Below are 12635 nucleotides of genomic sequence, written 5' to 3'. Positions count from 1 at the left end.
GCGCTGCGCGTCGAGCTTGGCGGACGGGGCGTTATGACCGGGCGGGCACAGCGGGGACGCCCTCCGGGGTGCGGGTCACCGGACGGCCCTCGGCGCGGGCCAGGGCGGCGAAGCGCGTGGCGTCGCGGACGGCCGCGCCGTTCGGGTCGTTGTTGAAATAGACGTGGACGTCCTCCGCCGCGTCCCACTGCTCGCCGAGGCGGTGCACCCAGGAGCGCAGGGACGTCTCGCCGTACGAGGGCCACAGGCGGGCGCGGCCCTGGTGGAGGCGCAGGTACCCCCAGTCGGTGGTGCGCCACAGCGGGGTCACGGGCCTGCCCAGGACGTCCGCCCAGCACAGGGCGGCGCCCCGGGCGGCGAGGACGTCGCGCACCCCGTCCGTCCACCACGAGGGGTGGCGCGGTTCGACGGCCACACGGGTACCGGACGGGAAGCGGCGCAGGCAGGCGTCCAGCCGCTCGGGGTCGGCGCGCAGGGTGGGGGGAAGCTGGAGCAGGATCGGTCCGAGCTTGCCGCCGAGACCCCCGGCGGCCTCCATCAGCCTCTCCACCGGCTCCGCCGGGTCCTTGAGCCTCTTGATGTGGGTCAGGAAGCGGCTCGCCTTGACGGCCATGACGAAGTGGCCGGGGGTGCGGTCGCGCCAGCCCTCGAACGTCTCCCTCGCGGGCAGCCGGTAGAACGCGTTGTTGTTCTCGACGGCGTCGAAGCACTCGGCGTACCGCTCCAGCCACAGCCGCTGCGGCAGCCCGGTCGGGTACAGGACCTCGCGCCAGTGCGCGTACTGCCATCCGGACGTCCCGACGATCAGCATGAGAGCTCAGCCTCCCGGATCGGGGTCTCTCCTACGGCTGGCCATGCCCCCGGACAGGGGGTTCACACCGGCTCCCGGCGGAGGCGCGCTCACCCGACCGAGCGAACCCACCCCGCACGCTGCGTGACCGGCGGCGGACGGTCAGCCCATCACCGTGCCGGAGCTGCCGGCATTGCGCTCGCGCTTGCGGGAGAAACCGCCGAGGTCGACGGCCAGTCCGGTGTGCACGCCCTTGTACCGCACGGGTTCGCGGTCGTGGTCGGCGCCCGCCTCGACCTGCTCGATCAGCGTTGCCATCAGCCGGCCGACCACCGGGGCGTTCTTGAACTGGTTGCCGCTGGTGCCGATCGCGACGTAGAAGCCGCCGAGGTCGGTCCGGTCGTAGATCGGGGTCCAGTCGTCGGCGACGTCGTAGACACCCACCACGCCACGGGCCCGGTTCGGCATCCGCAGCCCGGGCAGTCGCCGCGCCGCCCGCGTCACCTGGGCTTCGAAGACCGCCATCGTCGGGTTGAGGTTCGCGTCGTCGGGGTCGTCGAGCCACTCGAACGGATCGCATTCCGGCTCGGTGCCGCCCACGAGCAGCCCGCCGCCGACCTCGCCGCGGAAGTACGTGCCCAGGTCCATGTCGGCGATCGCCGGCCCGACCCCACCGGCCGGGTGGTAGCCCTCGGGCGCGAGGACGTGCGCGACCTCCTGCCGCATCGGCCGCACGCCGACGGTGAAGTCCGAGCCGACGCCGGCCAGCGCGTTCAGCTTGCCCGACCACGGGCCCGCGGCGTTCACCACGATCGGTGCGGAAATCTTCGTGCCGTCCGCGAGCACGACCGCGGTCACGCGGCCATCGGCGGATTCGACCGCGGTCACCGTGCTGCGGAAGCGGAACTCGGCACCTTCCGCGACCGCCGCGGCGGCGAGGTTCTGCGCCGCCAGCTGGGGATCGGTGATGTACCCGGCGTCCGGGGTGTAGACCCCGCCGAGGGCGTCATCCGGGTCCGCCCAGAACCGGTCGTCGTCGATGCGCTTCGGCGGCCAGTACCGGCCCGGATCGATGCCCGGCACCCGGTCGGCGAGCGTGGCCGCGTCCCATTCCTCGTACGGGACACCGACCTGGTCGAACAACGGCAGCCAGGCCGACCGCGGGGCCGCCGCCACGTCGAGCATGACCAGGCCGCTGCGCTCGAACCGGGCCAGGTCACCGACGTCGTGGCCGAGGTGCTCGGCCCACGCCGACCAGCAGAAGTACGATTCCCACGCGGCCGCGACCCCGGCGAGGGTGGAGAAGTTGTACCGCACCACCGCACTCGACGCGCTCGTGGAGCCCTGCCCGGCCCCGCCCGCGCGGTCCACGACGACGACCCGGCGGGCTGTCTTGGCCAGCTCCAGCGCGATCGCCGATCCGATCACGCCCGCGCCGACCACCACGGCATCCGCGCTGACTTCCGGGCTCATGGCTCACGTCCTCCCTGCGATTCTCGTGCCCTCACGGGACCACTTCAGCGCCATCTAGCCAGGAACCTCGCGTGTTCACACCCGAGAGGAATGGCTTCCCTCGCCCGGGGTCACGAGGCGGGCATGTACCGGTCGAACCACTGCAGGGCCCGCGCGAGGAAGTCGATCTGCGCGGGGAACGCCCGCACGCCGTGGCCTTCCTCCGGGTAGATCACCAGCACCGAGGGCACGCCGTGGGCGAGCAGGGCCTGGTGGAACTCCCGGGCCTGGCCCGGTGGCGTGCAGCGGTCGAGCGCGCCGGCCACGTTCAGGCAAGGGGTGCGGACCTTGCTCGCGTGCAGCACCGGGCTGCGCGTGTGCGCCCTGCTGCCCGGCTGCTCGGGGTCGGCGTCGAGGAACCGGTTGCCCCAGGCCGAGATGTTGCTCGTGAAGCTCTGGCTGTACCAGTCGGTGACCGGGGAGATCGGGACCGCGGCGGCGAACCGGCGGTCCTGGGTGACCAGCCAGGACGACATGAACCCGCCGTAGCTGGCGCCGATCAGGCCGATCCGCGCGCTGTCGGCGATGCCGCGCTCGACCAGCGCGTCGATGCCGGACAGGAAGTCGTGGGTGTCGTCGCCGCCCATATCCCCGACCACGCGGCCGGTGAAGTCCTGTCCCCGGCCGCTGCTGCCACGGGGATTGGGGCTCAGCACCGCATACCCCTGCGCGACCAGCAGCGGCACCCACGGGAGCCGCATCGACCAGCAGTTCTGGAAGGCCCAGATCGGCCCGCCGTGGATGTCGACCACCAGCGGGAACGGTCCCTCCCCCGCCGGGCGGCACAGGATCCCGTCGATCTCCAGTCCGTCCGGCGCGGTCCAGGTCACGGCCTCCGCCGTGCCGGCGACCGAGCGGAGGTAGTCGGTGCCCGGATGCGCCGCCGAGGCGAGCACCTCCCGGCCGTCCTCCCCGGTGAGCACGAGTTGCGGCGGCAGCTCATAGCCATCCTGCACGGTCAGCACCCGGCCGTCCGAGGTGAACGCGCCGTGCGCGTAGAAGGTGCCGCCGCTGCAGGACAACTCGGTGGCGAACACCTCACGGGCCTTCCCGCCGGGCACGTCGAGGATCCCGGCGACCGAATCGAGCCGGCGCTGCCCGAGATAGCCGAGCCGGTTCGCGTCGAGCCATTCGACCTGCGTGACGTCCGTGCCCTCGGTATCGATCCGCTGCACCGCGCCGGTGGCCGGGTCGACGAGCAGCAGATCCCCGGCGACCGCCCAGCGGTCACTGCACACGGCCTCGACCACCGCCACCCGGGTCCCGTCCGGCGAACCGGCCGGCAGGCCCAGCTGGACGGGACTGCCGAGCAGCTTCCGCACCTCGCCGCCGGAGTCGATCAGGTTGAGCTGCGCGGTGTACCACGCGTCCTCTCCCGGCGCGTCGGACGAGATCGCGACGACCTGCCGCCCGCACCACCCGGCTTCCCAGCAGTTGAGGCCCTCCGGCGACAAGCGGGTCAGGGCGTTGGTGGCCACGGTGTAGACCCACAGGCTGCGCCAGGCCGCGTCGTCGGTGCCGTCGTCGACCTCCGGGAACCACGACGGTTTGTCCCGCTCCCGCTTCGCGTTCGTGCCCGAGCCCTGGCCGCCGGACAGCTCCGCGCCGAGCCCGGCGACGCCGAGCAGGATCTCGCGGCCGTCGGGTGACCAGTGGGCGTACTCCACGGTTCCGGGCACCTCGGGCGCGGGCAGCGCCTCGCCCAGCCGGCCGTCCCCGAGCAGGTGCAGCTGGAACACGCCGGCCTCACGGCGGTCGGAAAGGAACGCGAGCATGCCGCCGTCGGGGGAGAACCGCGCCCACCGCGCCGATCCCCGCCCCGCGGACACCGCGCGGAGTTCCCCGTCCTCCGCGGCGTACACCACGGTCCTGGGCAGCCCGGTCAGCTCGTCGAGCACCGCACCGGTCACCACCACGCGCCCGCCGTCGCGGGTCACGTGCGGCTCCCGGAGCGCGTGCGGACGGCCGAACGCCGGTTCGTGCAGGGCCCGCAGGTGGTCCGTGACCTTCCGATAGGCCGCTGTGGTCTCCAGGTCTTCCATGATGTCTTCCTTCCTGCGGATCCGGTCAGACGGGGAAGGTGGTCGAGAGGAATTTTCGCGCCGCGGCACTGCAGGGCACATCAGACGATTGCCGAGTGTTCGGTCACCGCGGAGCGACAACTGTCGCCCGGGCCTCGTTCCTGGGTGCGGGACACCTGGCTAGGACACTGGTCAGCCGGTTGTTCGTTCGATCCAGCGCTCGATGATGTCGTCGAGCGTTTCCAAGGGAACGGCGCCATTGGCGAGAACGTGGTGGTGGAAGTCCTTGATGGTGAACCGGGTTCCGAGTTCGCGTGCGGCTCGGTCGCGGAGATGTTCGATGCGAAGACGGCCGATCAGGTAGGCCGGTTGCTGCTCAAGCAGCAGCCTCCGCGCGACCACACGCCCGGCTAGCGACGACCCGCCGCGAACTGGCCGGCCGCGATCGACATCAGGTAGAAGGCCGCCGAGATGGCCGGCGCCAGCTCCTGCGCGTCCGAGAACGAGGCACGAACGGTCATGCCGGACACGCGCTCGAAGCCCGGGCACAGCGCGACGAAGTCGGCGTGCAAGGGCGTGGGGAAGTCGAGCTCGAGGACCAGGTACGCCGGCGCCTCGGGTCGCGGCAGTTGCGCCGCGTCGCGGACCGCCCGCTCGGCCGCGGCCCGGATGAGGTCCTGCGCCACCTCGGGGTGCACCGACGTCGCCGCCGCGAAGCCGTCCGCCTGCTTGACCTCGACGACCTCCGCCGAGGGGAAGAGCTCCCGGGCCTGCGCACAGATCACGTCGTCACCGGTGACCATGCCCACCGGCACCCCGTGTGCCGCACAGATGATCGCGTTCGCCGAGGCCTCGCTCTGCTCGACCCCGTTGATGCGCACCGAGGTGAAGCCCGCGTACGTATGGGCGAGCACACCGTGGCAACCGGCGGGGGCGTGGTAGCCGACGAACAGCACGACATCGGTCTCGGCGTCGACGCCTTGCACCATGCACTGCGCGCGCGGCGTGCCGAAGGTGACCCGCGCCCGGGGGTCGAGCCGCGCGTGCAGCAGGTTGTCCATGGTCCCGTGGCTGTCGTCCACGACCACCTCGGTCGCACCGCCGGCGAACGCGCCCACGATCGCGGCGTTCGCCTCCTCGGTCATCAGCTCCATCGCACGCGGGTAGCCGCTGCCGCCGCGGTAGATCTGGTCGAGGGTCGCGACACCGGCGACGCCCTCCATGTCGATGGAGATGAGGACCTTCATGTCAGCGCACAATACCCGTCACCCGTCGCCGCTGCCCCGGGTTTTTGTCGGAGGCGATCTTTACGGTTCCTGGCATGACGAGCACAGTGCAGGCGTACTCCTACGCCGGGCCCTCCACGCTGGTGGGGGATCAGTTGGGGTTGTCCACCTCGGGCGGGCGCACCGCCACCGGCCTCATCGGCCGCCCCAGGTTCTTCAGCGGGGTGGTGACCCAGGCGGCCCCCGCCGCCCACGGGCTGCTCGCCCTGGCCGACGTGGCGCTCGCGCGCTACCACCAGCCCCGCGCGGGCGGAGGCGGCTTCTCGCGCGATCCCGTGATCACCTGCGACGGCGAGCGGCTCCGGCTGGAATCGTTCTCGGCCTGCGGCGGGGTGTACGCGCGGCTCGACCTGCTGGGCGGCGCGCTCGACGGCGAGGTCTTCGACCGCGGCACCACCAACGTCGACGTCAACGGCCCGCTGCGCGAGGCGCTGGCCCGGGTCGGCGGGCGCGATCCGTTGCACCTCGGGGTCGGAGCCGACGAGCTCGCCGTCACCACGATGGACGGCGCGGTGATCGAGAAGAAGGTGCCGCTGCCGGAGCGGTGGCTGCGCGGGTTCGCCGAGGTCCAGGTGATCGCGGCCGGGTTCGACCTGCGGGCGGAGCTCGCCGGGATGCCGGCCGTCCGCTTTCTGCGCGGCCTGCCGAAGAAGGCCTCGGCGAACGTGTGGGTGGTCCCGTCGGGCCGCGACCTGCGGGTCACCGACGGTCCCGCACCCGGCGCGGTGTGCCTGGCCGGGGTCGGGCGGCTGGCCACCCTCCACCCCTTGCTGCGCTTCGCCAAGGCGCTGCGCGTGTACGGCCCGGCCGTCCACGACCGTGCCGCCTCCAGCGCCTGGGAGCTCGAACTGCCCGGCATGCGGTACACCCTGGTCCTGTCCCCGCAGGCCTGGAGGGGGTTCTCCGGCGAGGGCGCGGTGCTGGACGACCTGTCCGGCGACGACGCCGAGGCCGACGCCGACGTGATCGGCATGCTGCTCAACTTCGAACCCTCCGTCGAGATCGGGCTGCTGGCAGACCGGTCGGGCCTCACCCCCGCCCGCGTCCGCGCCGCGCTCACCCAGCTCGGCACCGCGGGCAGGGTCGGCTACGACCTCGCCGAGGCCGGCCACTTCCACCGCGAGCTGCCCTACGACCGCGAGCACGTCGAGACCCTGAACCCCCGCCTGTCCGCCGCCCGGGCCCTGGTGGAGGCGGGCGCCGTCCGCCTCACCGGCCCCGGCACGGCCCAGGTGACCACGGCCGGAGGGGTCTACGAGGTCGGGCTGGAACAGGGCTCGTGCACCTGCCCCTGGTGGTTCGACCACCGCGGCTCCCGCGGCCCCTGCAAACACGTCCTGGCCACCCGCATCACCACCCGCTCGGCGGCCACCTCGGATGCGGCCGAACCCGCGTTGTCCTAGGCGTGGGGCTTGGGGCCGAGGGGGATGGGTGTGTCGGAAGGGGGCGCTAGTGTGCGAGGAGGTGGCGCACATTACCCGGGGAGTGCACGGTGGGCGTGCTCATGAGACCTTCGGCCGATCCGATGAAAGGCTCTGTGGTGTCGGAGTCGGGGCTGGTCGAGGTGGAGGGGGCGGTCGAGCGGCTGGTGTACGTTCGCGAGGACGAGTACACCGTCGCGCGGATGAGCGCCGAGTCGCGGCCGGTGTTCGTGGCCTCGGGGCGCGCGCTGGCCGGGGTGCAGCCGGGCGAGACGCTGCGGCTGGCGGGTGAGTGGGAGGAGCACCCGCGTCACGGCGGCCGCCTGGTGGTCAGGCACTGCGAGCGGGTGGTCCCCTCCACCGTGCCCGCCATCGCGCTCTACCTGGGCTCGGGCCTGATCCGCGGCATCGGCCCGAGGCTCGCCCAGGCCATCGTCGAACACTTCGGCGAGCGGACGCTGACGGTTATCGACACCGAGCCGGAGCGCCTCACGGAGGTCGTGAACATCGGCGTCGCGCGGCAGGCGCAGATCGTCGAGGCGTGGGCCGAGCAGAAGGCGGTCGCCGCGCTGATGGTCGTCCTGCAGGGCTTCGGCGTGAGCCCGCTGCTCGCGGCGAAGATCTACCAGGTGTACGGCGACGAGGCGCGCGAGGTTCTGACCTCCGACCCGTACCGGCTGATCGGCCGGGTCAGGGGCATCGCCTTCCACACCGCCGACCGCATCGCGCTGCGCTCAGGCGTGCCGGAGACGAGCCCCCAGCGCATGAAGGCGGCGGTCGCGGACCGGCTGGACGCCGCGGCCGCCCGCGACGGGCACTGCTACCTGCCCCTGCCCGTCCTCGTCGCCGCGGCCGTCGCCCTCGTGGAGCAGGACGAGGAGCTGATCCGCCGGGCCGTGGACGCGCTGGCCGCCGACCGCCGGGTCGTCGTCGAGGCCTCGCCCGCCGGGCACGGCCAGGTGGTGGTGTACTCCAAGGAGCACCACGGCCGCGAGGTCGCCCTGACGGCGAACCTGACCCGGCTGCTGCGGGCCCGCTCCACGATGCCGCACCGCCCCTACGCAGAGGACGAAGGGCTCCACGAGGACCAGCGCGTGGCGGTGAACCTGGCCCTGACCAGCACGGTCTCGATCCTGACCGGCGGTCCCGGCTGCGGCAAGAGCCACACGCTCAAGGTGATCGCGGCGACCGTGCGCGCGATGGGAGGCAGGGTGACGCTCACCGCCCCGACGGGCAAGGCGGCCAAGCGCCTGTCGGAGCTCACCGGCATGCCCGCGATGACCGTCCACCGCATGCTCGCCCAGCAGGCCGACCGCGACGACGGCGCGCTGTTCCAGCAGTCCCCGGCCGACGCCGACCTGGTCGTGGTGGACGAGGCGTCGATGCTCGATCTGCAGCTCGCCACCCGGCTCACGTCGATCATCCCTGAGGGCGCCCATCTGCTCCTGGTGGGCGACAGCGACCAGCTTCCGAGCATCGGGCCGGGTAGCGTCCTCGCCGACCTGCTGCGGGTCGATCAGATTCCGCGCATCCGGCTGACCCGCGTCTTCCGGCAGGCGCAGGACAGCGGCATCGTCCAGTCCGCTCACCGCATCCGGGCCGGCGAGCTGCCCGTGCTGCCGGGCCGGGGCGGCTTCTGGTTCGAGGAGCTCGACGACGCCGAGCAGGTGGCAGAGAGGGTCGTCCATCTGGCGACGGTGGCGATTCCGCGCAAGCAGAACATCGGCCCGGATCAGGTGCAGGTGCTGTGCCCGATGCGCAAGGGCCCGACGGGGACCGGCGAGCTCGGCCGCAGGCTGCAGGAGCGGCTGAACCCCGCCCGCGAGGGTGTGGCCGAGCACTGGTCGGGGCCGTCGGTGTTCCGGGTGGGCGACCGGGTCATGCCGATTCGCAACAACTACGACAAGGGCGTGTTCAACGGCGAGACGGCGACCGTCACGGCGGTCGATCCGCAGGAGCGCCAGATCGAGATCCGCACGGACGACGGCGAGACCGTGACGTACACCTTCGGCGAGCTGGACGAGCTGACGCACGCCTACGCGATCAGCGTCCACCGCTCGCAGGGCAGCGAGTACCCGTTCGTGGTCGCGCCGATCGTCGCCGACGCCGGGGGAGTGATGCTGCGCCGCAGGCTGCTCTACACGCTGGTGACCCGGGCCAAGGCGTGGGTGGTCCTGGTCGGACGCCGCGACGCCCTGGAGGCTGCGGTCCACCGTCTCGGCAACCGCAGGAACACCGGCCTGACCGCCCGCCTCGCCATCAGCCTGACCTCCTGACCAGCCGGCCACCCCCTCGACCACCCCCCGGCCACCGGATCTCCCGTGACCACCGTCGCCGGCGTGGGCGGCGTGTTGTCAGGGACGCAAGCGTAGGGCGGCGCGTTTCAGGGCGTGTTTGAGTCTTGGGCCGAGGGGCTTCTCCACCAGGCGGTGGATGAGCCAGGCGACCGTTAGCATCGAGGCGATCGAGGCGAGCAGCGTCGGGACCGCGCCGAGGTGGAGCCCGCGGTGCAGCACGGTGATCGCGAACCAGCCGAGGTGCTCGTGCACGAGGTAGAACGGGTAGGTGAGCGCGCCGGCGAACGTCAGCCAGCGCCAGTCGGCCCACCGCGCCCACCCGAGCGCCACGACCGCCACGGACGCGAACGCGAAGGTGACGACGAGCAGGATCACGTACGGCGAGCGCACGTAGAAGACCTTGGTCACCTCCGGATCCCACAGCGTGATGGTCGCGTAGTACTGCCCGAGCGCCCAGGACACGGCCACGATGCCCCACAGCAGCAGGTCGCCGCCGTACCGGTGGATCAGGTAGAGCGCGAGGCCGCCGATGAAGAACGGCGCGCTGTCCTGCATCACGATCTCGCTGACGAGCCGGTTGTCCGCGACCTGGGCCAGGGCGGTGGCGATCGTCCACCCGCCGCAGAAGATCACCACGCGCCGGTAGGTCGCGCCCTTCCACAGGACGAAGACGGCGAAGAGCACGTAGAACCGCGCCTCGATCCACAGCGTCCAGCACACTCCGAGCACCCGATTCACGCCCGTCGGCTGCTGGAGCATGGTCAGGTTCACGAGGATCTCGTGCGGGCGCAGCGGCTCGCTGACGGACGGCATGATCACGCACGCGGCGGTGACCACGACGATGGCCGCCCAGTACGCGGGGTAGAGGCGGGCGACCCGCGAGCGGAAGAAGTCGCCGACCGTACGTCCCCAGCCGCTCATGCAGATGACGAAGCCGCTGATGACGAAGAAGATCTGCACGCCGAGGCTGCCGTAGGAGGTGGCCTGCCACAGGGCGGCGGGGAACAGTTCCTTCGGGGATTGGCCCCACATGTGGGTGATCTGGCCACTTCTGCCCGAGTAGTGGTAGAGGCAGACCATCAGCGCGGCGAGGATGCGCAGGCCGTCCAGGGCGCGCATTCGATCGTGCGGCGGTGCCGGCGGCCCGGTGGGCGCGCGTATGCCGTCGGGTTCGGTGGCCGGGCGTGGTTCCGGTGCCGGCGGCAGTGTCGCTCGGGTCACGTCGCTGGTTCCGTCCGTTCCTGCTCGGTGGGGTGGCCGCACGCGCGCGGGTTCTCCATGGGCCGCCCGGCCTGGATTCCCGGACGGCGTGACCTCCGGCCGGGCGCTCGTGCGGCGCCCGCCCTTCCGTATGCATGACGGTGACCGCGGGTTGCCCGGCGGAGGAAACTGTAGTTCGTCCGGTCAGGAGGCAAATCTCCGGCTTGGGGTTACGCCGCCTGACAGCGGTCCGGTCTCAGAGCACGGTGTCAGGGCGCGGTCTCAGAGTACGGCGAGGGTGTCGAGGAGGTGCGCGGCGGTGTCGACGTCCGAGCCCAGGGGGCGGTCCTCGTCGCGCGGGTCGAGCCGGGCCGCCGCCAGGGCGAACGCCGCGCCGGCCGGCGTGGACGGCCCGGGGGCGGTCCCGCGCAGGCGCAGGGCCCGTACCGCCGCGACCAGCTCGCAGGCGAGGACGAGCCGGTAGCACCCGGCCGCGTCGAGGGTCTGGCGGGCCGACTGGGGGGCGAAGCTCGCGTGGTCCTCCATGCCGCGCGACAGGACGGCGTGCCCGAGTGAGGCCGGCTGCGCGGCGCCGCGCAGCCGGGCCAGCGCCGAGTTCGCCGAGTACTCCAGGATCATCGCGCCCGAGGCGGCGGGCGCGTCGCCGGCGAGGAAGGGACGCAGGCCGGTGTACCCGGGCTCCATGAGGGTGGCCAGGCGCGCCGCCGAGAGGTGCGCGGCCTGGAGCAGCGCCAGGCGCAGGTGGTCGAGCGCGAGCCCGAGCGCGGCCTGGTGGAACCCGCCGTGGTGGTGGACGGTGCCGCCGGCCGCCGAAAAGAGAGGATTCTCCGCGGCGGCGTTGATCTCGACGCCAAGGACGCGTTCGAGCGCGTCCGCAGCCTCCGTCGCCGCGCCGTGGACCTGGGGGAGGCAGCGGTACCCGAACGGGTCCTGCACGCGGGAGGGCGTCGCGCGCGGGCCGCCGAGCAGGCGCCGCATCTCGGCGGCCGCCGCGACGGCCCCGGGATGGGGACGCCCGGCGTGCACGCGCGCGTCGTAGGGCTCGGTGCCGCCGTCGACGGCGAACAGGGACAGCGCTGCGGTCGCCCCCGCGGCCCGCAGCAGGGTGGCGATCTCCGACCAGGCGAGGGCGGCCTGGCCGATGGTCATGGCGCTGCTACTGCAGAAGGCGAGCGCGTCCCCGGCCTCGAGCCTCAGCGGCTCCGGGGGAGCGCTTCGCCGCAGTGGCCCGGTGTGACGGCGGGCGGTGGGCTCCGCAGGCGGCGGGGCGCCGCCCTCCCCGCCCTGAGGGTGGGGTTCGCCCGTCCGGGCTGGGGCGGGCATGGGGTGCACCGCCCAGGGCCGCTCGCCGATCAACGTGAGCCCGGTCTCGGCCAGCGCGGTGAGATCTCCCGTGCCGATGGCGCCGACCTCGCGGATCTCCGGCAGGTTCCCCGAGTTCAGGGCCCGCGCCAGCGCCTCGGCGAAGGCGGGCCGCAGCCCGGCCCCGCCGGCGAGGATCTGGTTGGCCCGGACGGCGAGCATCGCGCGCACGTGGACGTCCGGCTCCCGGGGGCCGATGCCGCCCGCGTGGCTGCGCAGGAGGCGCAGGCCGTGGACGTCCTCCTCGCCCGCCGCGACGGCCTCGGTGCGGTTGGCGCCGACCCCGGTGGTGCGGCCGTAGACGGGACGCCGCGCGGCGATCTCTTTGGCGGCCTTGTACGACGCCAGGGCGCGGTCGAGCCCGCCCGGGTCCAGGGACACGCGTGCGCCGGCGATGGCGATGTCCGCGATGTCCGCCGGCCGGGTCCGGACCCCGTCCAGGATGATCGGCGACGCCATGAGAAGCCCCTCAGCGCCCACGCTACTAGCCTCGAACGGGTGCTTCCGGGGAGGAGGACGCGAGCAGCCGCAATCCTCTACGAAGCGCCCCAGCGCCCGCAAGACAGATAATCTCCGGCAAAATGCCCACGCGAACGCCGCTACGGTCCGGGGACCTAACCACGGCTGATGCTCATGACCCTGTGCGAGACCGGCACCCGCGGGGGCCGGCGGGCGGGGAGCGGCCCGGGGCGATGGGTATCGCCCCGAGATCGGAAGAGCGTCGG

At 72.8% G+C, this 12635-nt stretch carries 9 protein-coding genes; 2 read left to right on the top strand and 7 right to left on the bottom strand.

The window, feature by feature from the left end:
* Positions 1–31: 31 nt before the first annotated feature.
* The 5 genes from AB0H21_RS00045 to AB0H21_RS00025 form a co-directional block, all read right to left on the bottom strand.
* Positions 32–811 carry a DUF72 domain-containing protein gene (locus AB0H21_RS00045; RefSeq protein WP_358509096.1) on the bottom strand — a complete coding sequence of 260 codons (780 nt, stop codon included), beginning with the start codon at positions 809–811 and terminating at the stop codon, positions 32–34.
* Between the two features lie 141 nt (positions 812–952).
* Entirely contained in the window at positions 953–2263 is a 1311-nt protein-coding gene (locus AB0H21_RS00040) for an FAD-binding oxidoreductase (protein ID WP_358509093.1), read from the bottom strand.
* A gap of 110 nt (positions 2264–2373) precedes the next feature.
* Positions 2374–4344, bottom strand: coding sequence for a S9 family peptidase (locus tag AB0H21_RS00035; protein WP_358509090.1), 1971 nt, complete (start codon positions 4342–4344; stop codon positions 2374–2376).
* Between the two features lie 171 nt (positions 4345–4515).
* Positions 4516–4725: a DUF885 family protein gene (locus tag AB0H21_RS00030; protein ID WP_358509088.1), complete on the bottom strand. Its 210-nt coding sequence runs from the start codon at positions 4723–4725 to the stop codon at positions 4516–4518.
* An 8-nt stretch (positions 4726–4733) separates the two neighbouring features.
* On the bottom strand, positions 4734–5570 hold the full coding sequence (locus AB0H21_RS00025) for a M55 family metallopeptidase (protein WP_358509085.1): 837 nt from the start codon (positions 5568–5570) through the stop codon (positions 4734–4736).
* 74 nt (positions 5571–5644) lie between these two features.
* On the opposite strand from AB0H21_RS00025, the gene AB0H21_RS00020 reads away from it, so the two are divergent.
* Positions 5645–7012, top strand: a complete 1368-nt coding sequence (locus AB0H21_RS00020; protein WP_358509082.1) for an SWIM zinc finger family protein — start codon at positions 5645–5647, stop codon at positions 7010–7012.
* 122 nt (positions 7013–7134) lie between these two features.
* A complete protein-coding gene (locus AB0H21_RS00015) occupies positions 7135–9306 on the top strand; it encodes an ATP-dependent RecD-like DNA helicase (protein ID WP_358509079.1) in 2172 nt (723 codons plus the stop codon).
* 78 nt (positions 9307–9384) lie between these two features.
* Here the strand turns inward: AB0H21_RS00015 and AB0H21_RS00010 are convergent, their stop codons facing one another.
* Together AB0H21_RS00010 and AB0H21_RS00005 are read right to left on the bottom strand one after the other, a co-directional pair.
* Positions 9385–10446 (bottom strand): acyltransferase, encoded by a 1062-nt coding sequence (locus AB0H21_RS00010; RefSeq protein ID WP_358509076.1) that lies wholly within the window; start codon positions 10444–10446, stop codon positions 9385–9387.
* A gap of 363 nt (positions 10447–10809) precedes the next feature.
* Positions 10810–12369, bottom strand: a complete 1560-nt coding sequence (locus AB0H21_RS00005; protein ID WP_358509073.1) for an aromatic amino acid ammonia-lyase — start codon at positions 12367–12369, stop codon at positions 10810–10812.
* Positions 12370–12635: the final 266 nt, after the last annotated feature.

The organism is Sphaerisporangium sp. NPDC051011 (genome assembly GCF_040653595.1).
Lineage (GTDB): Bacteria > Actinomycetota > Actinomycetes > Streptosporangiales > Streptosporangiaceae > Sphaerisporangium.
Note: the sequence above shows the minus strand (reverse complement) of the source record. Positions and strands in the feature narration are given on the sequence as shown.

Coding starts and splice junctions, on each gene's coding strand:
- AB0H21_RS00035 (WP_358509090.1), bottom strand. CDS start 4,344: ATGGAAGACCTGGAGACCACAGCGGCCTATCGGAAGGTCACGGACCAC.
- AB0H21_RS00025 (WP_358509085.1), bottom strand. CDS start 5,570: ATGAAGGTCCTCATCTCCATCGACATGGAGGGCGTCGCCGGTGTCGCG.
- AB0H21_RS00010 (WP_358509076.1), bottom strand. CDS start 10,446: ATGCGCGCCCTGGACGGCCTGCGCATCCTCGCCGCGCTGATGGTCTGC.
- AB0H21_RS00040 (WP_358509093.1), bottom strand. CDS start 2,263: ATGAGCCCGGAAGTCAGCGCGGATGCCGTGGTGGTCGGCGCGGGCGTG.
- AB0H21_RS00045 (WP_358509096.1), bottom strand. CDS start 811: ATGCTGATCGTCGGGACGTCCGGATGGCAGTACGCGCACTGGCGCGAG.
- AB0H21_RS00015 (WP_358509079.1), top strand. CDS start 7,135: ATGAAAGGCTCTGTGGTGTCGGAGTCGGGGCTGGTCGAGGTGGAGGGG.
- AB0H21_RS00005 (WP_358509073.1), bottom strand. CDS start 12,369: ATGGCGTCGCCGATCATCCTGGACGGGGTCCGGACCCGGCCGGCGGAC.
- AB0H21_RS00020 (WP_358509082.1), top strand. CDS start 5,645: ATGACGAGCACAGTGCAGGCGTACTCCTACGCCGGGCCCTCCACGCTG.